Consider the following 24,012-nt stretch of genomic DNA (forward strand, 5'->3'; position numbering starts at 1 on the left):
GCCCTGATGAATTTTAGCTGGCTGGAATGGCAGCAACTTCCGTGGATCAAAGCCACGAGTGGCCAATGGCGCTATGCCCTGCGCAACGCGATTGCCATGTGTCTGGCGCTCAGCATCGCTTACGGGTTACAGCTGGATGAACCCTACTGGGCAATGACCTCCGCTGCCGTAGTCAGTTTCCCTACCCTGGGCGGCGTAATCAGTAAAAGCCTTGGCCGTATTGTCGGCAGCATGCTAGGGGCCGCTGCCGCGCTGATTATTGCCGGGCATACCCTGAACGACCCATGGCTTTTTGCTGTGGCCATTGCCGGCTGGCTGGCGCTCTGCACCTGGGTGTCGAATCATTATCAAAATAACGTCGCTTATGCCTTTTCTTTGGCGGGTTATACTGCAGCAATTATCGCGTTTACCAGCGTCAACGTGGTTGAAATCGATGATATCTGGACTATCGCTCAGGCGCGCGTCTGCGAGGTTATCTCCGGGATCCTCTGCGGCGGCCTGATGATGATGATATTGCCCAGCACCTCAGATGGTGATGCCCTGATTCGCTCGCTGAAAGAGATGCACGGCAAGCTGCTGGATCACGCTACCCTGCTGTTGCAGCGTGAAAGCACCGACAATATCCGCCAAGCCCATGAGAACGTTATCGGCCAGATCCTGACGATGAACCTGTTACGTATTCAGGCATTCTGGAGCCATTATCGTTTTCGGCGGCAAAACAATGTACTCAACTATATCCTCCACCAGCAGCTGCGCCTGACCAGCGTCATCTCCAGCCTGCGGCGCATGCTGCTACTGTGGGAAAATCCGCCCGCGGTGCTGTTTAGCGCCATGCATCAGATGCTGGCCGAGTTAGCCCGCGGGGATGCTGACAAATACCGGCTGGCACAAATTCTGCGCTCTGCGGCTCCGCAGGACCGCACGGATTATCGGCATCGTGCTTTCTGGAATCGTTTACGCTATTTCTGCTGGCTGTATCTGAATATCTCGCGCTGGTTACGACAGTTTGAACGCGCAGATAGCCAGGCCTGGCTTTCGCCTCCCCCCTCACCGCCACTGGCGCGCCAGGCCGATGGCGCCGAAGCGGGGTGGAATGCCTTACGCACTTTCTGCGTTATTTTACTGGGATGTAGTTTTTCTATCGCCACTCAGTGGGAGTCGGGACCGTCAGCCCTGACGCTGGCAGCCATTAGCTGCGTGCTTTACTCATCATCCCCTTCCCCTACCAGCAGCGTTTCGCTGTTGTTAAAAACCCTTGGCCTGCTGTCGATATTCAGCTTTGTCATGAAGTTTGGCCTGATGGTGCAGGTTAACGTTCTGTGGCAATTCCTTATTGTGCTATTTCCACTGCTGCTAACTTTACAACTGTTCAAACTTCAGCAAAAAAAACGGGCGGCACTCTGGGGTCAGCTGATCGTCTTTATGGGATCTTTCCTCGCCGTAACTAATCCACCCACCTATGATTATCAAAGCTTTATCAATGATAACCTGGCCAAAGTCTGCGGCGTGATGCTGGTTTGGATAGCCTTTCATATTCTTCGCCCCAGCTCGGACAACCGCCGCAGTCGGCGCCACATCCGTTCGCTACGCCGGGAGTTCGTTGACCAGTTAGGCAGGCACCCACGGCTCAATCAGGACAGTTTTGAGTCACTGATCTACCACCGCATTGACCAGCTCAATAACAGCCGTGACGATCAGGCCCGTTTGTGGCTGTTGCGCTGGGGAGTGGTACTACTGAACTGTTCGCATATTGCCTGGCAGCTGCGCGAATGGCGCCCTCGAACGCCTGAACTGGCGCAAATCCGCGATGCGGTTCTGAAGGATCTGCAAACCATCATCAGCGAGCGCGGTGTTCATCACGTTTCACTCAATGACACGCTCAACACGCTGCAGCAGCGCATTGATATGTTAAGCCGTGCTCAGGAAGAACAGGAAACGGAACTGGCGGGCATTATCTGGCGCTTACTCTGTTCGTTGTCACAGCTCAGACAGGGCTAAACCCAGTTTTTGCGCAGTCGCTCTGAAAATTAATAACAGGCGGTATTATTTTTACGCAGACAGGTTTAATCTCCTCGCCAGTGAGCATAAAATAGCCGACGGAGAACGACACCGTGTTCAGGGAGGATGAGATGCATACTGGGATGAAAAACAGACACTCGCACGATGATTTAACGGTTATCAGGCTTTCACAGCAAGAAATGCAGCGATCTCAACAGGTGATGGCGTCATCTCTTCATGAGCTGAAACAGGCGCAGCAGGCCTCTGATTTATCGCTGCAGGACGTGAAGCAAACGCAACAGGCGATGGCATCATCACTGCACGAGCTGAAACAGGCGCAGCAGGTGATGGCGTCATCACTGCACGAACTGAAACAGGCGCAGCAGGCGACTGATTTTTCGGTGCAGGAGCTGAAAATCTCATTTCAGAAGATGGATGTTTCACAGCAGGAAATGAAGCAGTCGCAGCAGGAAATGAAACTCGATATTCGCGCGCTGCAGCAGGGCCAGTTGGGGCTGGTGAAAGACATTTCGGGGCTGGCTAAACGCCAGGAGCTGGAAGAACTGCGTGCGGAAACTCAGGAAGAGTTTCGCCTGGTGCGTTGTGAAATGCGCAGTATGCGCACCGAACTTAAAGCAGAAATCGGCATCCTAAGAAACGATGCGCGTGCCGATTTCAGGCTGCTGTTCGGAGCGTTAATTACCCTTGCCATTGGCATGACAGGCCTGCTGGCGAAGGCATTTCACTGGATATAAGAGTTTAAGGTACGTCGTATCCCAGTGCAGCTTTACGGATGCGGAACCACTGCTGGCGGTTCAGCGTTATCTGTGCTGAAGCAGCTGAACTGCGCACGCGCTCAATTTTCCCACTGCCGATAATCGGTAATGGTTGCGAAGGAAGTTGCAGTATCCACGCATAAATCAGCTGCTCGATCGTTTCGGCTCCGGTTTCCTGCTGAATGAGTTTGAGCTCATCGCGCAACGGCTGATATTCCGCGCCGGTAAACATTTTACCACCCGCCAGACATGACCACGCCATGGGTTTAATGCGCAGCTGCTGACACTGGTCGAGAGTACCGTCCAACAGAAGGTGCTGATAAACCGGGGAAATCTCCACCTGATTGGTGACCAGCGTAAACGGTAGTCGCGACTGCAGCAGGGAAAACTGCGTGGGAGTAAAGTTAGAGACGCCAAAGTGCTTAACCTTGCCGCTTTGATGCAACTGCAGGAAGGCACTGGCCACCTCGTCCGCATCCATCAGCGGATCGGGGCGGTGGATCAACAACAGATCGAGATAATCAGTATTAAAGTGACGCAGGGAGTTGTCGGCGCTCTGAATAATATGCGCAGCATCGGTGATGTAGTGGCCAAGCTTGTGGTCTGGGTTCGCCGTAGTGGCAATACCGCATTTGGTCACCAGCTCCAGACGCTCCCGCAGCTGAGGCTGCAAACGTAGCGCTTTACCGAATTCAGCTTCACACAGATAGCCGCCATAGATATCGGCATGATCGACAGTAGTTATGCCGCACTCAAGGTGCTGTTCGATAAAACTGACCAGCTGCTGCGAGCTCATTTCCCACTCCATCAGCCGCCAGTAGCCCATCACCATGCGGGAAAAAACCGGGCCCTGTGGGGCGATCTGCACGCGTTGTAACATCTGTACTCTCCGTTAGCGAAATGACTAAACGCATGATACACCATCACTCCGCACCGGAAGCACGTTGCCGTCAAGCTTACCGTCAAAACAGCGTTGGCTGTTCCGGTTCGTCAGGTGCAGCTGCCGCGCCCACCCTCTGCAGCCGCAGAAAGCGCTGGCGACACAGGCGTAGTACCTCGCGCTTTTGCGCATCACTGAATTTCATCCAGTTAAACCGCTCGTCGCGGCTGCGCAGACAGCCCCGGCAGTATCCGCGATCGTCCGCCTGGCAGATCCCGCGGCAGGGACTGGGTACCGGGAAAAACTCAAGTTGTTCAGCCACCCTAACTCCTGATTGCTCTACCTGATATTTATTGAAGACGGCTCAGTCGATGTCTGCAAGCGTGACGCGGTGGTTTTTACTGAAATAATCGCGCAATGCGCGTATTGCCTGGCGGCTTTTTTCCGGTAAAACCCGTTCGAGCGTCAGCGCCGTTAATTTTAGCGGCGCCGCACGCCACTCCGGTAACAGCAGCATTAGTTGACCACTACGCAGCTCTTCCTGAATTTCCTGCAGCGGCTGAAGCGATAGCCCCATTCCCGCCACGGTAAAAGCGCGCATCACGTGCATACTGTCGCTAACCACCTGCCCTTCGGCAAGGCGCAGGGTCAGCTCGCCTTCACGCGGATGATGGAAGTCGATGTGGCGATGAGAGCGGTGTCCGTGGATCCAGCGATGCGCTGACAGTGCCTGCGGCGTCTCCGGTACGCCATACCGGGTAAGGTAAGCTGGTGCCGCACAGATCACCATCGGCCACTCAGCCAGCGGGTGAGCAATGATGTTGGCATCGCTTAACTGGCGGCTAAAACGCAGCGCAATATCAATGCGATGTTCAATCATATCCAGCACGTTATCGGTGGCAATAATACGCAGGCGAAGGCCGGGATGCTGCTGCAGTAACGGTGATAGCGCACTGCACAGTGGCTGGCCACCGATCCCCGGCGTAGAACTGATGCGCAGCTCCCCGGTCAACGTATCACGCATCTCAGCCAGCCTTTGCTCCGCCTCTTGGGCATTTTTAAGCATCGCCTCACAGCCCGGATAGAATGCTGCACCGGCCTCAGATAGCGTCAGCTTACGGGTCGAACGGTGCAGCAACGGCACGCCGACCGCCTGCTCAAGCGCGCGCAAGTGCTGACTGACTGCAGAGGGTGACATAGCCAGGCAGCGTGCTGCTGCCGCAAGAGAACCTTCTCTGACCACGGTGGCAAACACCGCCATACGATTGAGTTTTTCCATGATTCGTAAGTATTACTTCATTATAAAAGCACAAATATGCCACTTATCGCTCTGCTTGTTAAGCTGTAGAGTGCAATACACACTTACAGAGGAGCATTGCTATGAAAATTACCATCATTGGCGCAAGCGGTTTTGTCGGGCCGGACATCGTTAAAGAAGCACTGGCACGCGGCCACCAGGTGGTCGCCGTTTCCCGCTCCGGCAAAAATTTGCCTGTGGATAGCCATCTGACTCAGGCACTGGGTGATATCCACGACAGCGAGTGGTTAAGCGGCGTACTTAACGGTCAGGATGCAGTTATCAGCGCCTATAATCCCGGCTGGGCAGAGAGCGACCTGTTTGAAAAATTCACGCGCGGCAGCAATCAGATTCTGACAGCGGTGAAAAGCAGTGGCGTGCAGCGTTTGCTGGTGGTTGGCGGTGCGGGCAGTCTTGAGGTCGCTCCGGGGGTTGAACTGGTCGATACTGAGGCATTCCCGGCGAATATCAAGCCCGGTGCGCTGGGAGCGCGGGCATTACGTAATCAGCTACAGGCAGAAGAGGGCCAGCTGGACTGGACCTATCTCTCGCCTGCGGCATTTCTTGAACCCGGGCCGCGCACCGCACAATTCCGGGTTGGCAACACCTCGCTACTGATGAAGGGTGATAAGCCCGCTTCAATCAGCGTCGCCGACCTGGCGGTGGCAATCCTTGATGAGATCGAAAAGCCACAGCATATCCGCCAGCAATTTACCGTTGCTTACTAATCTACCCAGCCCACTGCGGTGGGCTAATCACACCATGGTAAAAAGGTTAAGGTTTACCTAAGGTTTTCTGGCTATGATACGCTAAGATTATTCTGCATTTGGAATGCCATGAAACCCTTGTTTACTAAGTTACGTTGTAACGAAATTACGTTTAATCTTATCGCTGCGCTTTTCTTTACCCTGGTTTTAAACAGTGTCTTTATTGTCCGGGCCTGGGAAACCATCCCTTACCTCCATTTTCGTGACTACCTGTTTGCCGCCTCTATCCCACTGGTGCTGTTCTGCGCGTTCACCCTGATTTTTAGCGTGCTGGCTTTACCGTGGCTGCGTAAACCGCTACTGGCTGTGCTGATTCTGGCGGGCGCAGCGGCCAACTATTTTATCTACAGTTTCGGTACCGTGATCGATACCAATATGATCCAGAACGTATTTGAAACGGATGTGCAGGAAGCGACCGCACTGTTCAACCTGCGCTATCTGGTGTGGATGCTGCTGCTTGGCGCTTTACCTGTTGCCCTGCTCTGCCTGACAAAAATTGAGAACAATCGTCCGTGGTGGATGGCCATTGCATGGCGCGCCGTAACCTCTCTTGCTGCCGTGGTGCTAATACTGTTGGCCGCGGCGCTCTTCTATAAAGACTACGCCTCAATGATCCGCAATAACAAAGGGCTGGTAAAAATGGTCACCCCGGCGAATGTGGTCAGCGGCATCGGCCACTATGTGGATAATCGCTGGTTTGCTGGCGACCAGACGCTGGTCAAAATTGGCGAAGATGCCAAAAAAGGTCCGGTTATTCTCGGGGCAAAGAAAAAGACCCTGGTTATCTTCGTGCTGGGTGAAACTGCGCGGGCAGAAAACTTCTCACTTGGCGGCTATGCCCGCGAGACGAATCCAAAACTCAAGCGTGATAATGTCATCTATTATCAGCATGCCACCTCGTGCGGCACGGAAACTGCCATCTCCGTACCCTGCATGTTTTCTAATATGCCGCGTGAAAATTATGATGCCAGCCTCGCGCGCCATCAGGAAGGCCTGCTCGATGTGATGGCCCATGCGGGCGTTACCGTAATGTGGCGTGAAAATGATGGCGGCTGCAAAGGCGCCTGCAATCGCGTACCGCATACCGATATGACCAAATGGAACGTCACCGCACTGTGTAAAAGCGATTACTGCCTTGATGATGTTCTGCTGCACCGACTGAATAACTACATTGACAGCGTGAAGGATGACGCAGTCATTGTCCTGCATCAGATGGGCAGCCACGGCCCGGCGTACTATCTGCGTTATCCCGCTGAAATGCGCCAGTTCACGCCAACCTGCGACAGCAATCAGATTCAGGATTGCGACCATCAGGCACTGGTCAACACCTATGACAACTCGATCCTCTATACCGACTCGATGCTGGACAGCACCATAAGCCTGCTAAAGTCATACAGCGCTAAATTCAACGTAGCGATGGTCTATCTTTCCGATCATGGTGAATCACTTGGCGAGCGTGGCATGTATCTGCACGGCGCGCCGTACCTCTTTGCGCCCAGTCAGCAAACGCATATTCCCTTGCTGCTGTGGATGTCGCCGGACTATGCCAGCACGTTTGGCATTAATCAGCAGTGTCTGCAACAGCAGGCTGAGCAGGATGATGTCTCGCAGGACAATATTTTTCATACCCTGCTGGGGATGCTTAATATAGAAACTAAAGAGTATCAGCCGAAGCTGGACATGATCCGTTCGTGCCGGCAAGGGGCATAAAGGGTTGAATGCGACCGTTCGGTCTAGTACCCTGCTGCGATGAATAAAACGACCCGCTTTGACACAAGAGAGCATCTGCTCAATACCGGCGAACAGCTCTGCCTGCAGTGCGGCTTCAACGGTATGGGCCTGATCGCGCTGCTGAAACAGGCAGAAGTGCCTAAAGGGTCGTTCTATCACTATTTTCCTTCTAAGGAAGCGTTCGGCGTGGCGATGCTTGAGCGCTACTTCGCCCGCTATCATCAGCGCCTGTCTGATTATCTTAATGATCATCAGATAAGCTATCGTCAGCGCGTACTGGATTACTATCAGCAGTCGCTTTCCTTCTGCCAGGAGAGCAGCTTCGCCGGGTGCCTGTCGGTTAAGCTGTCGGCCGAAGTCTGCGATCTCTCTGAAGCGATGCGCAGCGCGCTGCATGCCGGATCTGAAGCATTGATGGCCACGCTGGTCAAGGCGCTGATGAAAGCGCAGCAGCAGGGTACGCTGTCAGCCGAAATCAACTGCACTCAGTGCGCAGTAACGTTATACACTTTGTGGCTGGGAGCCAGCCTGCAAAGTAAAATCTGCCGTGACAATGCGCCGTTGCTCAACGCATGGCAGGAAATGACACGCATTCTACGCGAAGCGTAAAAAAAACCACCTTTTCTAGTCGACCGGTCTACCAGGAGTAAGTTATGGAACTGAAAAAACTGTTCACCCCTCTCAAAACCGGCGCAATCACCGTGCCGAACCGCATTTTTATGGCACCGCTGACGCGTCTGCGCAGTATTGAACCCGGTGATATCCCGACTCCGCTGATGGGCGAATATTACCGTCAGCGCGCCAGCGCAGGATTAATTATTACCGAAGCCACACAGATCAGTGCGCAGGCGAAAGGCTATGCCGGTGCGCCAGGCTTACATTCGGCTGAACAGATCGGCATGTGGAAAGCCATCAATGAAGGTATTCATCAGGATGGCGGTCACAGTGCCGTTCAGCTGTGGCACACCGGACGTATCTCGCACACCAGCGTGCAGCCTGAGGGCGCGGCGCCGGTATCGGCTTCCGCCATTAATGCTGAAACGCGCACTTCACTGCGTGATGACGCGGGTAACGCCGTGCGCGAAGCCACCTCGACGCCACGCGCCCTGACAACCGAAGAAGTGGCCGGTGTGGTCAATGATTTCCGTCAGGCAGTCAGCAACGCTCGCGAAGCCGATTTTGACCTGGTGGAGCTGCACAGCGCTCACGGTTACCTGATCCATCAGTTCCTGTCCCCTGCCTCAAACCAGCGTGACGACCAGTACGGCGGCAGCATCGAAAATCGCACGCGTTTCGCGCTGGAAGTGGTTGATGCCGCGATCGCCGCCTGGAGCGCAGACCGCATCGCTATCCGTATTTCACCTCTGGGCCCGTTTAATGGCCTGGACAATGGTGAAGATCAGGAAGAAGCCGCACTGTATTACATTGCTGAGCTGGCAAAACGCCAACTTGCCTATCTGCATATTTCTGAACCAGACTGGGCGGGCGGGAAGCCATACAGCGAGAGCTTCCGTAAGGCTATCCGTGCCGTTTACCCTGGCGTGATTGTCGGAGCCGGTGGTTACACCGCAGAAAAAGCGGAAACGCTGATTGAACAGGGCCTGATCGACGCCGTTGCTTTTGGCCGCAGCTACATTGCCAACCCGGACCTGGTCGAGCGCCTGAAAAAGAATGCTGAACTGAATGAACCACAGCCGGAAACCTTCTACGGTGGCGGCGCAAAAGGCTATACCGATTACCCGGTTCTGGGCTAAGGGTTCGCAGCGGTTGCTATAACCGCTATACTGGATTTTTTACGTCATCCACCGATGGCGCCGATAAATGAGGATGTTATGCGTTTACTTCACACCATGCTGCGCGTTGGCGATCTGCAACGCTCCGTTGATTTTTACACTAAGGTGCTGGGCATGAAGCTGCTGCGCACCAGTGAAAACACCGAATATAAGTACACCCTCGCGTTTGTCGGCTATACCGAAGAGAGTGAAGGTGCCGTTATCGAGCTGACCTATAACTGGGGCGTAGATAAGTATGACCTCGGCAATGCTTATGGTCATATCGCACTGGGCGTGGACGATTGTGCCGCCACCTGCGACCGCATTCGTAATGATGGTGGCAATGTCACCCGTGAAGCCGGCCCGGTAAAAGGCGGCAGTACCATTATTGCTTTTGTTGAAGATCCGGACGGTTATAAAATCGAACTGATCGAAAACAAACATGCTGGTCACGGTCTGGGCAATTAATTGTTTAGGGTGCCTTTTTGGCACCCTCTCCCTTCCTGTTTGCTGCATCCTGCAGTGAAATTTGCCATAATGTGCGCTGCCTTTTTTCCGCCTATGAGATGCCGATGTCTGAATCGAATGAACTGAACACCCTGAGCAGCCGTTTTCGCGGTTTTTATCCAGTGGTGATTGACGTTGAAACCGCCGGTTTTGATGCCAAAACTAACGCTTTACTGGAAATCGCTGCGGTCACGCTTAAGATGGACGACAATGGCTGGCTGGAAAAAGATGAGACGCTGCACTTCCATGTCGAACCCTTTGTCGGCTCAGTTCTGCAACCCGAAGCGCTGGCGTTCAACGGCATCGACCCGAACAACCCTTTGCGCGGCGCAGTGAGCGAGTACGAAGCGCTGCATGCGATTTTCAAACTGGTGCGTAAAGGCGTGAAGGATCAGGGCTGTAACCGGGCGATCATGGTGGCACACAACGCAACTTTCGACCTGAACTTTATGAACGCCGCCGCCGAGCGCGCCAGCCTGAAGCGCAACCCTTTCCATCCGTTTGTCACCTTTGATACGGCGGCATTGAGTGGTCTGGTGCTGGGGCAAACCGTTCTGGCTAAAGCCTGCACCACTGCCGGCATCGCTTTTGATAATACCCAGGCACACTCCGCACTGTATGACACGCTGCAGACCGCGGATCTGTTCTGTGAACTGGTTAATCGCTGGAAACGTCTGGGCGGCTGGCCGTTGCCCGCCAGCGCCGATGATCAACAGCAGGCTTAAACGCGCTGATTGAAAGATAAAAAAAAACCGGAGCCATTTGGCTCCGGTTTTTATTTTGGGTGCACTCTCAAGCTTTAACGCTTATTCAGACGCTTCGCTCGGATACTTTGCCGCAGTTTCTTTAATCAGACTCTGCAGTTCGCCGCGCTGGTACATTTCAATGATGATATCGCAGCCGCCGACCAGCTCACCGTCAACCCACAGCTGTGGGAAGGTCGGCCAGTTGGCATACTTCGGCATTTCAGCACGGATGTCCGGGTTCAGCAGAATATCAACATAGGCGAAACGCTCGCCGCAGGCTGAAAGCGCCTGAACAGCCTGCGCGGAGAAGCCGCAGCTTGGCAGTTTCGGGGAGCCTTTCATATACAGCAGGATCGGGTTTTCTGCAATCTGGCGCTGAATTTTTTCAACAGTACTCATAAATGCCTTCCTCAATACGATACTTCGTGTTTAGTTATTGTAGCGATTCTGTCCAGGCGATGAAAATGACATTTTCAGCAACAGCGTCAGCCTGTGCGCTGTCGTGGAACAGGTGATGGTGACAAAATAACATTTTCTTATCATCAATTCTCCCTCTGTCATGCGCGAAAGTGCAGTAACCGCTGACTTAACCACCTGATTGTGCTCAATTTCAAAGCGTTTACTTGATCTGTATTATTGAAACAAAAAAGACCTTACCTTTTGTTAAGAAGTTAGATTAGAATCGGTCCAACCTTCTGCTTTAGCGCAGAAATCACTTTTTCTGGCTGTGTTGCAGTGTTTTGCAGCGCACAAACTGTTAATGAGAACAATGCGTTCACTCATCACACTCATTCTGCTGGCCTTTGCTCAGCTATTTTTGAACCTGGCGCACGCATCGCCACATGCTCCTATTAATGCAAATCAACATAAAGTTGATAGCAGCGCTGCCAGTAAGGATGACCGGCGTAAACGCCGCCCGGTTAAAGCCGCCTCAACCAAAAAAGTCAAAGAACCCCTCAGCAAAAAGAGCAAACAACCAGCCAAAACCACGCGTACAACCGTTGCGCAAAAACTTAAGCTGAAAAAGAAACCCGCTGCTGAGCCGGTAAAAAAGATTAACGTCGCAAAAACCAAAACCACGGCTAAAAAGCTGGCTAAGAACGAAGGTAAAAAACGCTACGGTCGCCAGCGTGCAGATAAAAAACTCGAATCGCGCGTAGCAGAGAGTACCGATGCGCCGCTCAAGCTGAGTAAAGCTCACCGCGCGCGCTATCAGAAAGCTCGTGAGACAGCGATGAATAAACTGATGGGTCAGCTAGGGAAACCCTACCAGTGGGGCGGAACCTCGCCAAAAACCGGCTTCGACTGCAGTGGGCTGGTTTGGTATGCCTATAAAGATTTAGTGAAGTTTAAGATCCCACGTACCGCGAATGAAATGTATCACCTGCGTGACGCGGCCTCGATCAAACGCGATGAGTTGGAAAAAGGCGATTTGGTATTTTTCCGCATTAATGGTCGCGGCACTGCCGACCATGTGGGCGTCTATCTGGGCGGTGGGAAATTTATCCAGTCACCACGCACCGGCAAAGATATCCAGGTGAGCGCGCTGACGGAAGACTACTGGCAGGAGCACTACATTGGTGCCCGGCGCATGATGACACCGAAAACCATTCGTTAAACGCTAAAGAGAACGGGAGGAGCGACCTCCTCCCGGTGAAACTTAGTGCATTACTGCCGTGATGCTAAACGCAATAATCATCAGCAGTGAACCCACAACCGTCAGCAGTGTCATTTTCATATCGGTATTCATTTCCCCCCCCTTAATAACCCTGTTTAAAGTAAGCCAATAGATTTTCCCACAGTAGCCCGTAAAAATCTCGTTTTCTTTGCGCAGCCTTGCTAGAATTCCTCTTTTCCGTTGCGCAACAAGCACGGAAGTGATTTTACTCAGCACCGCATGTCACTCTACGGACGATTTAACCCCATCCTGACCCTTTGAGACAGCATCCATCATTATTCTGGGCGGCCAGAAATGGCGGTGTTTAGGCAAACGTTTAACCAATTAGTTATCAGAGTGTTACGATAACGCCAGGAGTACGAGTTTAATGGCAACAATTAAGGATGTGGCAAAGCGCGCCGGTGTTTCCACCACCACCGTTTCCCATGTAATCAATAAAACGCGCTTTGTAGCTGAAGAGACGCGTGAAGCGGTATGGACGGCAATCAAAGAATTGCACTATTCTCCCAGCGCCGTTGCACGTAGTCTGAAGGTTAACCACACCAAAACTATTGGCCTGCTGGCAACGTCCAGCGAAGCCCCCTATTTTGCCGAGATTATCGAAGCCATTGAAAACCGTTGCTTTGCTAAAGGTTATACGCTGATCCTCGGCAATGCGCACAACGACATCCAGAAGCAGCAGGCTTATCTGTCGATGATGGCGCAAAAGCGCGTTGATGGCCTGCTGGTGATGTGCTCAGAATACCCCGATGAGCTGATTTCCATGCTGGAAGACAATCGTAATATCCCCATGGTGGTAATGGACTGGGGTGAATCGCGCGGCGACTTCACTGATACCGTACTGGATAACGCTTTCGAAGGTGGCTACCTTGCCGGGCGCTATCTGATTGAACGTGGGCATCGTGATATTGGCGCGATCCCGGGGCAGCTGGAGCGCAACACCGGCGGCGGCCGCCATGCTGGCTTTATCAAGGCTCTTAACGAAGCCGGCATCAGCCTGCGCGATGAGTGGCTGGTGCAGGGTGACTTCGAACCGGAATCCGGCTACCGCGCCATGCAGCAGATTTTGTCACAGAAGCAGCGCCCGACGGCGATCTTCTGCGGTGGCGATATCATGGCAATGGGGGCTATCTGTGCCGCTGATGAGATGGGCCTGCGTGTGCCACAGGATATTTCGGTGATCGGTTATGACAACGTGCGCAACGCGCGCTACTTCACGCCGGCGCTCACCACCGTCCACCAGCCAAAAGAGCGTCTGGGTGAAACTGCCTTTGATATGCTGCTCGACAGAATTACCAGCAAGCGTGAAGAGCCTCAGACCATTGAGGTGCACCCTTCGCTGATTGAGCGCCGTTCAGTGGCCGATGGCCCATTCCGCGATTACCGTCGTTAATCCTCAGGGTGATGTTGCGCAACGTCACCCTGGTACGGTTTCACTTAGCCACTCGGCGTTAAGCGTTTCGGTACTGCCCAGATGTTCCAGCAGCCAGCTTAACGCCGGGGAGACGCTCTGCTCTGACCAACTCAGGCAGCACGGGCTATCGGGAAAAGGGGCGGCAAGCGGCAGCTCGCACAACACCCCCTGCTCCAGCCACGGCTGAGCAAAGTGCCCTGGTACCATACCCACGCATAATCCGGCGCGCAGGCAGTCAAACGCGCTATCCCAGTCCGGCACCACCAGCCGCCGCTGGTTATTCAGCGTCCAGGTAGTGCGCTTTGGCAAGGCTCTGGAGGTATCCTCCAGCACCAGCGATGGCCACTCGCGTATCAACTCTTCATTCAACGGGCTGCTGTGGCCAAGCAGCGGATGCCCGGCCAGCACGACACAGCGCCAGTTCAAACTTCCCATATCGCGAAAAGCAAAACGCCCGCCGACAGGAATAGCCTGCGTTGCGCCAATCGCCACGTCGACGCGCCCGTCCGCCAGCGCATCCCAAACGCCGTTGAAAACCTCTGGCGTAATATGCAGCTCCATATCCGGGAAGTGGCGGTAAAAATCCACCACCAGCTGCCGGGTACGCGCCGGACGGACAATACGATCGACCGCGATATTAATCTGCCCACGCCAGCCGTTAGCCACCTGTTGACAGCGCCGACGGGTGGCGAGCATTTTTTTGATGACAACTCTGCCCTCTTCGCTGAATACGCGCCCGGCTTCGGTCAGCACCACGTCGCGGTGCCGCCGCTCAAACAGGCTAACGGCTAGCCACTCCTCCATCTGACGTACGGTATAGCTGACGGCAGAGGGCACGCGATGCAGTTCTGCCGCAGCAGCGGTAAAACTGCCGGTTCTGGCAACCGCATCAATAACTTCCAGAGAATGTTCAGACCACATAGCTTTGCCTTCAATTTTTTTCAATGCGCCTGACGAATATTAGCGTTTCACAAGCCAGTCGGCACTCTATTACACTGCGTCGGTGAAAATTTGTCTGATAAGAGTTAAAACAATGCGATCCAAAGGCTTTATGATTTACCTGGCACTGCTCAGCATGCTGGGTTTCCTTGCTACCGATATGTACCTGCCCGCATTTGGCGTGATGCAGCAAGACCTGGGCAGTGAAGCGGGTGCCATCAGCGCCAGCTTGAGTATATTTCTCGCCGGTTTCGCCTGCGCACAGCTTATCTGGGGGCCACTCTCCGATCGCATCGGCCGTAAACCCGTGCTGCTGATGGGCCTGAGCCTGTTTGCCATTGGCTGCGCGGCAATGCTGTGGGTGAACTCTGCCCCATGGCTGCTGGCGATGCGCTTTGTTCAGGCCGTTGGCGTCTGTGCTGCGGCGGTAAGCTGGCAGGCACTGGTGGTAGACCGCTACAGTGGAGCGCGTGCCAATCGCGTTTTTGCCACTATCATGCCGCTGGTTGCTCTTTCGCCCGCGCTGGCGCCGCTGCTGGGGGCGTGGCTGCTGCAGCACTTTTCCTGGCGATCGATCTTCGTTGCGCTGCTGGTGATTAGCATCGGTTTGATCATCCCCACCCTGCGCCTGCCTGCACGCCCTGTAACCGACCATCGCGCACCTAAAACCGTCACTCCGGGCTTCTTCACTCTGCTGAAGTCGCCCATTTACAGCGGCAATGTGGCGATTTATGCCGCCTGTTCAGCGAGTTTTTTTGCGTGGCTGACCGGCTCACCGTTTATTCTGGGAAAATTAGGCCTGTCACCCGCGGATATCGGTCTGAGCTATGTGCCGCAAACTGCCGCCTTCCTGATCGGTGGGTTTAGCTGTCGTTCACTGCTGAATCACTTTGCCGGCCGTCAGCTGTTGCCCTGGCTGCTGGCGTTTTACAGTCTGAGTATTGCCGGGCTTTATCTAGTTGCTCAGCAGGCCGAACCTTCTCTGTTTGCGCTGCTGCTGCCGTTCTGCGGCATGGCGATGGCTAACGGTGCGATTTATCCGATTGTTGTCTCTAATGCCCTGCTGCCCTTCCCGCAGGCAACCGGCAAAGCAGCAGCATTACAGAATATGTTGCAGCTGGGTTTGTGCTTCCTTGCTAGCCTGGCGGTATCGACCTGGATTGAGACGGCACTTCACACCACCGCGTTAGTGATGTTGCTGACTATTTTACTGGCAATTTTCGGCTATATTTTACAACGCTCCGCTGATAAAAAACGCCAGTGGGAAAATGCCTCCCAACAGGGCTAAGTGGTAGCAAATCATTTAGTTAGCACCCTAACAATAATGAATTGAATATTGCCTCACGTGAGCATATACTCCGTGAGGCACCATAAAATAATAAGTTAACAACATTTTAAGCGGGGAACGCCTACGGCGCTTTCCTGCTATTGAGATCCTGACAAGGCTGTCATGATGTTCTTCCGCGTGACATTCGTTACGGCCTCTACAGGTTTCAAATCAATCCTCTTTTTTTACGTCGGATATCAGGCCACGGTTTTTGCCGTGCGTTCTCTCACAGATCTGTAGAAATTGACTATTCTATTTCTCAGGTTTCAATCACACAGGGTGATGGAGAAGCTATGAGTTCATCGTGTATAGAAGAAGTGAGCCTGGGGGACAACCAGTGGTATCGAATCGTCCAGGAAATGTTAAGCAAAGCAGACATTCAAATTAACGGTTCCCATCCCTGGGACATCCGGGTCCTCAACCCTGAGTTCTTCAAGCGCGTGATGCAGGAAGGATCGCTGGGGCTGGGCGAAAGCTACATGGATGGCTGGTGGGAATGTGAAAGGCTGGATATCTTTTTCCAGCGCGTTTTGAAAGCTCACCTCGATCAACAACTTCCTCATCATTTTCGCGATACTTTGCGTGTCGCCGCCGCACGTCTGACCAATCTGCAATCGCGTAAGCGGGCATGGATAGTGGGTAAAGAGCATTATGATTTGGGGAACGATCTGTTCACCCGCATGCTGGACCCCTTCATGCAATACTCCTGCGGTTACTGGAAAGAAGCGGAAACGCTGGAACAGGCACAGCAGGCTAAGCTGCAGATGATTTGCGAAAAGCTCCAGCTCGAACCGGGTATGTCGCTGCTGGACATCGGCTGTGGCTGGGGAGGCCTGGCTGAATACGCCGCGCGCAACTTTGGGGTAAAGGTGTTCGGCGTGACGATTTCAGCCGAGCAGCAGAAGCTGGCTCAACAGCGCTGTGAGGGGCTGGACGTCACTATTTTGCTGCAGGATTATCGCGATCTGAACCAACAGTTTGACCGCATTGTTTCGGTAGGGATGTTTGAACACGTTGGCCCCAAAAATTACGCCACCTATTTTGAAGTCGTGGATCGTAATTTAAAACCTGACGGTTTGTTCCTGCTGCATACCATCGGTGCAAATCGCACCAACGACAATGTCGATGCCTGGATCAATAAATATATCTTCCCCAACGGGTGCCTGCCGTCGGTGCTGCATATTGCACAAGCCAGCGAGCCTCACTTCGTTATGGAAGACTGGCATAATATCGGGGCGGATTACGATCTTACGCTGATGGCGTGGTATCAGCGATTCCTCGCAGCATGGCCGGAACTGGCGGAAAAATACGGTGAGCGCTTTAAACGGATGTTTACCTACTACCTTAACTGCTGTGCCGGAGCGTTTCGCGCCAGGGATATTCAGCTTTGGCAGGTGGTATTTACCCACGGAGCGGAAGGCGGATTACGCGTAGCACGCTAAAAGTGTCTAAGGGCGACAATCAGTCGCCCTTTATAATGGTTTTAAATCTCTTCCTGCTGTTCAGCTACTGCCGCAGCCAGCAGCGCGGCCTCGCGCTGTGCCAGAACACGTTCTACGGTTTCAACAATCGCCTGCGTATGGGGGTCGATCTCAATATTGACCTTATGGCCCAGACGCTTGTTGCCCAGCGTGGTGCGCGCCAGCGTTTCCGGGATAAGATGCACGCAGAATTTGGTGCGCGTGACTTCGCCCACGGTCAGACTAATACCGTCAATGCCAATAAAGCCTTTATGCAGAATGTATTTCATCTGGCTGGCATCCTGCGGTTTAAACCAGATTTCACGATTATTCTCTGAGATGAGAATTTTACTGATTTCCGCCGTCGTCATAATATGGCCCGACATCAGATGACCGCCGATTTCATCGCTGAATTTCGCCGCGCGCTCAACGTTCACCGTATCACCCACCTGCAGATCGCCGAGGTTAGTGATGCGCAGGGTTTCTTTGACCAGATCAAAGCTAACACGATCGCCATCAACGTCGGTCACCGTCAGGCAGCAGCCGTTATGGGAAACCGATGCACCCAGCTCCAGCCCCGGCAACAATGCCTCCGGCATTTTAATCACATGGGTACGAAAATTGGGTTTCTCTTCAATTGCCAGCACCTCTGCGGTGCCCTGCACAATACCGGTAAACATAACTGTTGCCTCAATCAATGTGTTTTCTCTGCGCTTAGTTTGCCCTGGCATCGTAGCAAAGCCAAATAAACTCCCGCACAATTGCGTGACACAAAGAGCTATTTTTTATGCATAAGATTGGCTATTTCTACTATCAACATTAAACTGGACCACCTGCTCTACTGACATTGCAAAAATGTGTCGACTTTTTCATCAGCAGTGGCTCCCCTCCCGATAATATAAAAGGTGTATGCGTGCAGAAGTACCTCTCAGAGGCGCGTCAGTTATTGGCCCTGGCTATTCCGGTGATCCTTGCGCAGGTTGCGCAAACCGCCATGGGCTTCGTTGATACAGTAATGGCCGGTGCCGTCAGCGCCACGGATATGGCCGCCGTTGCCGTGGGAACCTCAATCTGGTTACCCTCAATACTCTTTGGTCACGGCCTGCTGCTGTCGCTAACGCCGGTTATCGCACAGCTGAATGGCTCTGGCCGCCGCGATCGTATTGGCCATCAGGTGCGCCAGGGCTACTGGCTGGCCGGGATGGTGTCGGTGCTGATCATGCTGGTGCTGTATAACGCCGGTTATTTGATTGGTGCGATGCACAACGTTGATCCTGTGCTCGCCGAAAAGGCGATTGGTTACCTGCATGCTTTATTGTGGGGCGCTCCCGGCTATCTGTTTTTCCAGGTCGCGCGTAATCAGTGTGAAGGTCTGTCCAAAACCAAGCCGGGTATGGTGATGGGCTTCCTCGGCCTGCTGGTGAACATTCCGGTTAACTACATCTTTATCTATGGTCATTTCGGCATGCCCGCCCTGGGCGGCGTCGGCTGCGGCGTTGCCACGGCTTCCGTTTACTGGGTGATGTTTATTGCCATGAAGGCGTGGGTGAACCGCGCTAAGTCAATGCGTGATATTCGCAAGCCTGTCAGCCACACCGGCCCCGACTGGAAAGTGCTCCGCCGCCTGGCTGGCCTTGGCCTGCCCGTGGCGCTGGCGCTGTTCTTTGAGGTCACCCTGTTCGCCGTGGTCGCCCTGCTGGTCTCGCCGATGGGGATTGTTAAAGTCGCCGGGCACCAGATCGCGCTGAACTTCAGTTCCCTGATGTTTGTACTGCCGCTGTCGCTGGCCGCAGCAACCACCATCCGTATTGGTTTCAAACTGGGTCAGGGCTCTGTAGAGCAGGCGCGCGTGGCAGCCTGGACCGGCCAGGCGGTGGGAATTGGCATGGCCTGCCTGACCGCGCTGTTTACCGTCACCTTCCGCGAACAGATCGCCCTGCTATATACCGATAACCCGGAAGTGGTCACGCTGGCGGCGCAGCTGATGTTCCTCGCCGCGGTGTATCAGTTCTCGGACTCTATTCAGGTGATCGGTAGCGGTATTCTGCGCGGATATAAAGATACACGCGCTATCTTCTTTATCACCTTCACCGCTTATTGGATCCTCGGCCTGCCGAGTGGTTACATTCTGGCGATGACCGACCTGGTGGTGCCCGCGATGGGTCCTGCCGGATTCTGGACCGGCTTTATTATCGGTCTGACCTCCTCGGCGGTGCTGATGATTTGGCGCATCTTGCGTATGCAGAGTCAACCTGCTGAGCGCATTCTGCGACGCGCAGCGCGCTAATTTTTAGGCATATTTCGCGCCTGAATGGTTAAAATTGCTGCGCTTCGCACAGATGCGCAGCAATCAGCAGGAAAAAACCTTTTTTCTCCTTGCCAGGCGTGCGCAGTGCCGTTAATATTCGTCCCCGCTGTCACCCAGACAGCACAGTGCGTCTGTAGCTCAGTTGGTTAGAGCACCACCTTGACATGGTGGGGGTCGATGGTTCGAGTCCATTCAGACGCACCACTATCTTTAATATTTGCCTCAAAGGGCGAATATTTCGTACTAGAGCGCGGCAGCAACTGCGCGAATCCACAGGAGCATACTCCAGTATGTGACTGCGGTGAGCAAAGGCAGCTAACAAAGCTATAGTGCGAAAGATGAAGCGATTTGCGTTCTTAGCTCAGTTGGTTAGAGCACCACCTTGACATGGTGGGGGTCGGAGGTTCGAGTCCTCTAGAACGCACCAATTTCTCCTCCCCTCTTTAGTACACCTGCAAAACAACCACCAAATTCCTGACCAGTGACCGTTTGCGCAACGAAATTGATGCGTATCATCCTGTCAGCGGATTTAACGCTTTTTAATTGGTTTTCGCACACTTAGCGACTATAATACGGAACGTTGTTTCACTTGAATGGTTTCAGCGTATGGTTGCCCCTCATTTTATAACAAGTACCTGTTGCGCAACGTCCTGCTGCGCCTGCGCCGAAACCGCGTCTCAACTTACCCTGCACGCTTTAATTCTGTCACCTATCCTTACTCAGTATTGCCGTTCGCCTGAAGCGCCAAATTTCTCTTCCGGTGGAAACACCGCCGGGATCCCTCTTTATCATCCATCACAACTTAATAGATAAATCGTCATGAAAAAGACTAAGATCGTTTGTACTATCGGTCCAAAAACCGAATCTGAAGAGATGCTGACTAATCTGCTTGATGCCGGCATGAACGTGATGCGTCTGAACTTTTCCCACGGGAATTATGAAGAGCATGGTCAGCGCATTACCAACCTGCGTAATGTTATGAGCAAAAGCGGTCATCAGGCCGCTATTCTGTTAGACACCAAGGGCCCTGAAATCCGCACCATGAAACTGGAAGGCGGCAATGACGCTTCCCTGAAAGCGGGCCAGACCTTCACCTTCACCACCGACCAGTCTGTTATTGGTAACACCAATACCGTTGCAGTAACCTATCCGGGCTTTGCTGCCGACCTGAAAATCGGTAACACCGTGCTGGTGGACGATGGTCTGATCGGTATGGAAGTGACAGAAGTCACCGAAAGCACCGTCGTGTGTAAAGTGCTGAACAATGGCGACCTGGGCGAAAACAAAGGCGTTAACCTGCCGGGCGTTTCAATTCAGCTGCCAGCGCTGGCTGAAAAAGATAAGCGTGACCTGATCTTCGGCTGCGAGCAGGGTGTCGACTTCGTCGCTGCCTCCTTTATCCGTAAGCGTTCAGACGTGATCGAAATCCGTGAGCACCTGAAAGCCCACGGCGGCGAGCACATTCAGATCATCTCCAAAATCGAAAACCAGGAAGGCCTGAACAACTTCGACGAGATCCTTGATGCTTCTGACGGCATCATGGTGGCCCGCGGTGACCTCGGCGTTGAGATCCCGGTTGAAGAAGTGATCTTCGCGCAGAAGATGATGATCAAAAAATGTAATCGTGCTCGTAAAGTGGTGATCACCGCGACCCAGATGCTCGATTCGATGATCAAGAACCCACGCCCTACCCGCGCTGAAGCGGGCGACGTGGCGAACGCCATTCTCGACGGCACTGACGCCGTAATGCTGTCTGGTGAGAGCGCCAAAGGGAAATACCCGCTGGAGTCCGTCACTATCATGGCGACCATCTGCGAGCGTACTGACCGCGTGATGAAGAGCCGTATCGACTCTCAGCACGACAACCGCAAAATGCGCATCACTGAAGCGGTTTGCCGTGGTGCCGTTGAAACCGCAGAGAAACTCGAGTCACCGCTGATTGTCGTGGCGACAGAAGGCGGCAAGTCAGCGAAATCCATTCGTAAATACTTCCCGAATGCGACTATCCTGGCGCTGACGACTAACCCTCAGACTGCCCGTCAGCTGCTGCTGAGCAAAGGCATTGTCACTTCTGTGGTGAACGAAATTGCCTCAACAGACGATTTCTACCGCCTCGGGAAAGAAGCCGCTATCGCCAGCGGCTATGCGCTGAAAGGCGAAGTGGTGGTCATGGTTTCTGGTGCCCTGGTGCCAAGCGGAACCACTAACACTGCGTCCGTGCACGTTCTGTAATATAAATTTACGACTTGCATTAAAAAAGCGCCCTGAGTGGCGCTTTTTTTACAACTTGCGTAGGCTAATTTCACAAAGTCTCCAATCGAAATTAACGATTTAATCACCGCTAAATCTAAGAGCAGTCCGATTAAAATTGCCTGTTTTCGCGGCGTTTTTTGCCAAAACGCCAAAAGAAGATGCTTCTTTGAGCGAACGATCAAATTTAAGCACGTTCTCATCAAAAAATTATTCTCATTAGAAAATACTTTGTGTAATACTTGTAACGCTACATGGAGATTAACTTAATCTAGAGGGTATTAATAATGAATCGTACTAAACTGGTACTGGGCGCGGTAATCCTGGGTTCAACTCTGCTGGCTGGTTGCTCAAGCAACGCTAAAATCGACCAGCTGTCTACCGACGTTCAGACTCTGAACGCTAAAGTTGACCAGCTGAGCAACGACGTGAACGCAATCCGTTCTGACGTTCAGGCTGCTAAAGATGACGCAGCACGCGCTAACCAGCGTCTGGACAACCAGGCTCACTCTTACCGTAAGTAAGAGTTCTGGTTTAAAAATGGCGCACTTAGTGCGCCATTTTTTTTGCCTGCGTTTCGGGGCCTTCCACGGCTTGCTTCCAGCCCCTGCTGCTAAACGCAATCTCAGCCACGCTGAGCGCTTTATTCCCCGACCTGAGACACAGTCGCAGGTGCACTGGAGGACGTAGCAGAAGGCGTCTGCTGCGCTACAGCAGGCACAGTATCCTCCGTTCCGGCTTTCTCCCCTTTGTTGACCAGCACCGGCATACCTGAGCGACGCGTCATGGCAGCTTTGATCATTGCCCTGTCACCGTCAGGATCCTGCATGAACTTCTTCGCCGCTGCGGTTAGCGCAATCGGCATGGTTTGCGGATCGTCTTTTTCGCTGTGCGACAACGGCTGATGCACCTCCAGATAGCGTTTGCCGTCCGGTTCCACCGCATATTTCACCGGCTGGTTGATAATCTGCACGCGCGTACCTTTCGGGACGCTATTAAACAGCGCCTCAATATCGTCTGGCCGCAGGCGGATGCAGCCGGAGCTGACGCGCATCCCGATGCCAAAATCAGCGTTGGTGCCGTGGATCAGGTAGTGCTGCTGGCCGTAGGCCAGACGCAGCGCATACAGCCCCATTGGATTATCCGGCCCGGCAGGCACGGTCACCGGCAGGCTCTTGCCTTCGGCCGCGTAGCGCTTACGGATGTTTGGCGTGGGTGTCCAGGTCGGATTGGGGATTTTCTGGCTGATGCTGGTGACCATCGCCGGCGTGTTCGCCCCCAGCTGACCGATACCGATCGGATAGACGATCACGCGGTTTTCATCTTTCGGGTAATAGTAGAGGCGCAGTTCCGCGACGTTTACCACAATGCCTTCACGCTTAGTGTCCGGCAGCAGCATCTGGGTAGGGATGGTCAGTTCGCTGCCCGCTTTGGGTAGCCACGGGTCGGTACCCGGGTTGGCTTCCAGCATGCCGAGCAGCCCGATTTTATATTTCGCCGCCACGGCTTCCAGCGGCTGGCCGTCGTTGGGGACGACGTAAGTGGTGTTCTCACCAATCAGGCGGCTGTCGGCAGGGGGTAAAGGGTATTCAGTTGCGCTGGCGTTGTGCGCCCCGGCAAGAAAGGTGAGCGTAAAAGCTGCAGCAAAGCGAGACAGAGGTTTCATGCGCGTTTCCCGGTTATAGGTGGAGAGAGCACCCCGTTCGTGGGGTGCTTACCGGGTAGTGTAGCAACTCAGCCCTGAGTTAAAATCAGCGCTTTCTGACGTATGGCACGAATCATGGCTTCCAGCCCCTGCGAGCGGGATGGGGTGAGCTGCTGCGTCAGGGAGAGATCGGCGAACCACGGGCGCACGTCGAAGTCGACAATCTCCTGCGGCGTCATCTTCTGATAGAGAGCAAAAACGATAGCAATGAGGCCCTTAACCAGCGCGGCATCGCTGTCGCCCTGCAGGCGCACACAGCCACTTGCATCGGTATCAACCACTATCCACACCTGGCTCTGACAGCCGGGCACGATATTTTCCGGCTGCTGCAGGGAATCAGACGATTCTGGCAGGCGTGCGCCTAATTCAATGATGTAGAGATACTTTTCTTCCTGGTTGGCGCAGCGGTTAAAGTTGCGCACCAGCTTGTCTTTATCTGGCAGAGTTGCCATTGCTT

General features: G+C 53.6%; 24 protein-coding genes and 2 tRNA genes. 17 read left to right on the forward strand and 9 right to left on the reverse strand.

Going from position 1 to position 24,012, the window contains the following annotated elements:
* Positions 1-6 precede the first annotated feature (6 nt).
* Both ACLI4M_RS21695 and ACLI4M_RS21700 read left to right on the forward strand, forming a co-directional pair.
* Positions 7-1,998 (forward strand): FUSC family protein, encoded by a 1,992-nt coding sequence (locus tag ACLI4M_RS21695; RefSeq protein ID WP_133623524.1) that lies wholly within the window; start codon positions 7-9, stop codon positions 1,996-1,998.
* A gap of 221 nt (positions 1,999-2,219) precedes the next feature.
* Positions 2,220-2,753 (forward strand): hypothetical protein, encoded by a 534-nt coding sequence (locus ACLI4M_RS21700; RefSeq protein ID WP_413449751.1) that lies wholly within the window; start codon positions 2,220-2,222, stop codon positions 2,751-2,753.
* A 4-nt stretch (positions 2,754-2,757) separates the two neighbouring features.
* Here ACLI4M_RS21700 and ACLI4M_RS21705 read toward each other — a convergent pair whose 3' ends face one another.
* From ACLI4M_RS21705 to ACLI4M_RS21715, 3 genes are all read right to left on the reverse strand, one after another.
* On the reverse strand, positions 2,758-3,654 hold the full coding sequence (locus ACLI4M_RS21705) for an aldo/keto reductase (RefSeq protein WP_133623523.1): 897 nt from the start codon (positions 3,652-3,654) through the stop codon (positions 2,758-2,760).
* A gap of 82 nt (positions 3,655-3,736) precedes the next feature.
* A complete protein-coding gene (locus ACLI4M_RS21710) occupies positions 3,737-3,976 on the reverse strand; it encodes a DUF1289 domain-containing protein (protein WP_048916150.1) in 240 nt (79 codons plus the stop codon).
* A 42-nt stretch (positions 3,977-4,018) separates the two neighbouring features.
* Complete coding sequence (locus tag ACLI4M_RS21715) at positions 4,019-4,933, reverse strand: LysR substrate-binding domain-containing protein (RefSeq protein ID WP_166643176.1); 915 nt, start codon at positions 4,931-4,933, stop codon at positions 4,019-4,021.
* 101 nt (positions 4,934-5,034) lie between these two features.
* Between ACLI4M_RS21715 and ACLI4M_RS21720 the strand changes: the two genes are divergently transcribed.
* The 6 genes from ACLI4M_RS21720 to rnt all read left to right on the forward strand — a co-directional run bounded on the left by ACLI4M_RS21720 (position 5,035) and on the right by rnt (position 10,453).
* Positions 5,035-5,679 (forward strand): NAD(P)-dependent oxidoreductase, encoded by a 645-nt coding sequence (locus tag ACLI4M_RS21720; RefSeq protein ID WP_133623522.1) that lies wholly within the window; start codon positions 5,035-5,037, stop codon positions 5,677-5,679.
* Positions 5,680-5,787: 108 nt separating this feature from the next.
* Complete coding sequence (eptA, locus tag ACLI4M_RS21725) at positions 5,788-7,428, forward strand: phosphoethanolamine transferase EptA (RefSeq protein WP_133623521.1); 1,641 nt, start codon at positions 5,788-5,790, stop codon at positions 7,426-7,428.
* Between the two features lie 39 nt (positions 7,429-7,467).
* Complete coding sequence (locus ACLI4M_RS21730) at positions 7,468-8,058, forward strand: TetR family transcriptional regulator C-terminal domain-containing protein (protein ID WP_133623520.1); 591 nt, start codon at positions 7,468-7,470, stop codon at positions 8,056-8,058.
* Positions 8,059-8,102: 44 nt separating this feature from the next.
* Positions 8,103-9,203 carry an alkene reductase gene (locus tag ACLI4M_RS21735; protein WP_099754902.1) on the forward strand — a complete coding sequence of 367 codons (1,101 nt, stop codon included), beginning with the start codon at positions 8,103-8,105 and terminating at the stop codon, positions 9,201-9,203.
* 78 nt (positions 9,204-9,281) lie between these two features.
* Entirely contained in the window at positions 9,282-9,689 is a 408-nt protein-coding gene (gloA, locus tag ACLI4M_RS21740; RefSeq protein WP_048916160.1) for a lactoylglutathione lyase, read from the forward strand.
* A gap of 104 nt (positions 9,690-9,793) precedes the next feature.
* Positions 9,794-10,453: a ribonuclease T gene (gene rnt, locus ACLI4M_RS21745; protein ID WP_048916158.1), complete on the forward strand. Its 660-nt coding sequence runs from the start codon at positions 9,794-9,796 to the stop codon at positions 10,451-10,453.
* A gap of 81 nt (positions 10,454-10,534) precedes the next feature.
* Here rnt and ACLI4M_RS21750 read toward each other — a convergent pair whose 3' ends face one another.
* On the reverse strand, positions 10,535-10,873 hold the full coding sequence (locus ACLI4M_RS21750) for a Grx4 family monothiol glutaredoxin (RefSeq protein WP_048916159.1): 339 nt from the start codon (positions 10,871-10,873) through the stop codon (positions 10,535-10,537).
* A gap of 370 nt (positions 10,874-11,243) precedes the next feature.
* Here ACLI4M_RS21750 and ACLI4M_RS21755 point away from each other — a divergent pair, with 370 nt between their 5' ends.
* Positions 11,244-12,092 (forward strand): C40 family peptidase, encoded by an 849-nt coding sequence (locus ACLI4M_RS21755; RefSeq protein ID WP_133623519.1) that lies wholly within the window; start codon positions 11,244-11,246, stop codon positions 12,090-12,092.
* A 42-nt stretch (positions 12,093-12,134) separates the two neighbouring features.
* Here the strand turns inward: ACLI4M_RS21755 and ACLI4M_RS21760 are convergent, their stop codons facing one another.
* Positions 12,135-12,224: a YnhF family membrane protein gene (locus ACLI4M_RS21760; protein ID WP_099754901.1), complete on the reverse strand. Its 90-nt coding sequence runs from the start codon at positions 12,222-12,224 to the stop codon at positions 12,135-12,137.
* A gap of 295 nt (positions 12,225-12,519) precedes the next feature.
* Here ACLI4M_RS21760 and purR point away from each other — a divergent pair, with 295 nt between their 5' ends.
* A complete protein-coding gene (gene purR, locus ACLI4M_RS21765) occupies positions 12,520-13,545 on the forward strand; it encodes an HTH-type transcriptional repressor PurR (protein WP_048916162.1) in 1,026 nt (341 codons plus the stop codon).
* A 24-nt stretch (positions 13,546-13,569) separates the two neighbouring features.
* On the opposite strand, the gene punR is transcribed toward purR, so the two are convergent.
* Positions 13,570-14,487, reverse strand: coding sequence for a DNA-binding transcriptional activator PunR (punR, locus tag ACLI4M_RS21770; protein WP_048916163.1), 918 nt, complete (start codon positions 14,485-14,487; stop codon positions 13,570-13,572).
* Between the two features lie 112 nt (positions 14,488-14,599).
* Here punR and punC point away from each other — a divergent pair, with 112 nt between their 5' ends.
* Positions 14,600-15,793, forward strand: coding sequence for a purine nucleoside transporter PunC (gene punC / locus ACLI4M_RS21775; protein ID WP_048916164.1), 1,194 nt, complete (start codon positions 14,600-14,602; stop codon positions 15,791-15,793).
* 332 nt (positions 15,794-16,125) lie between these two features.
* Complete coding sequence (cfa, locus tag ACLI4M_RS21780) at positions 16,126-17,274, forward strand: cyclopropane fatty acyl phospholipid synthase (RefSeq protein ID WP_133623518.1); 1,149 nt, start codon at positions 16,126-16,128, stop codon at positions 17,272-17,274.
* 41 nt (positions 17,275-17,315) lie between these two features.
* Here cfa and ACLI4M_RS21785 read toward each other — a convergent pair whose 3' ends face one another.
* The gene (locus ACLI4M_RS21785; RefSeq protein ID WP_133623517.1) at positions 17,316-17,972 is read right to left on the reverse strand and encodes a riboflavin synthase subunit alpha; all 657 of its coding nucleotides are present in this window, start codon (positions 17,970-17,972) and stop codon (positions 17,316-17,318) included.
* 233 nt (positions 17,973-18,205) lie between these two features.
* Between ACLI4M_RS21785 and mdtK the strand changes: the two genes are divergently transcribed.
* From mdtK to ACLI4M_RS21810, 5 genes are all read left to right on the forward strand, one after another.
* Entirely contained in the window at positions 18,206-19,579 is a 1,374-nt protein-coding gene (mdtK, locus tag ACLI4M_RS21790; RefSeq protein ID WP_133623516.1) for an MdtK family multidrug efflux MATE transporter, read from the forward strand.
* A 148-nt stretch (positions 19,580-19,727) separates the two neighbouring features.
* A tRNA-Val gene (locus ACLI4M_RS21795) sits at positions 19,728-19,804 on the forward strand.
* Between the two features lie 146 nt (positions 19,805-19,950).
* Positions 19,951-20,027, forward strand: a tRNA-Val gene (locus ACLI4M_RS21800).
* Between the two features lie 392 nt (positions 20,028-20,419).
* On the forward strand, positions 20,420-21,832 hold the full coding sequence (gene pykF, locus ACLI4M_RS21805; RefSeq protein WP_048916168.1) for a pyruvate kinase PykF: 1,413 nt from the start codon (positions 20,420-20,422) through the stop codon (positions 21,830-21,832).
* Positions 21,833-22,137: 305 nt separating this feature from the next.
* Complete coding sequence (locus tag ACLI4M_RS21810; RefSeq protein WP_016169824.1) at positions 22,138-22,374, forward strand: major outer membrane lipoprotein; 237 nt, start codon at positions 22,138-22,140, stop codon at positions 22,372-22,374.
* Between the two features lie 119 nt (positions 22,375-22,493).
* Here ACLI4M_RS21810 and ACLI4M_RS21815 read toward each other — a convergent pair whose 3' ends face one another.
* Together ACLI4M_RS21815 and sufE are read right to left on the reverse strand one after the other, a co-directional pair.
* A complete protein-coding gene (locus tag ACLI4M_RS21815) occupies positions 22,494-23,516 on the reverse strand; it encodes a L,D-transpeptidase family protein (protein WP_133623515.1) in 1,023 nt (340 codons plus the stop codon).
* Between the two features lie 68 nt (positions 23,517-23,584).
* Complete coding sequence (gene sufE / locus ACLI4M_RS21820; protein ID WP_048916170.1) at positions 23,585-24,007, reverse strand: cysteine desulfuration protein SufE; 423 nt, start codon at positions 24,005-24,007, stop codon at positions 23,585-23,587.
* Between the last annotated feature and the right edge of the window lie 5 nt (positions 24,008-24,012).

It is taken from the genome of Erwinia sp. LJJL01 (assembly GCF_047300805.2).
Classification (GTDB): Bacteria; Pseudomonadota; Gammaproteobacteria; order Enterobacterales; family Enterobacteriaceae; genus Erwinia; species Erwinia aphidicola.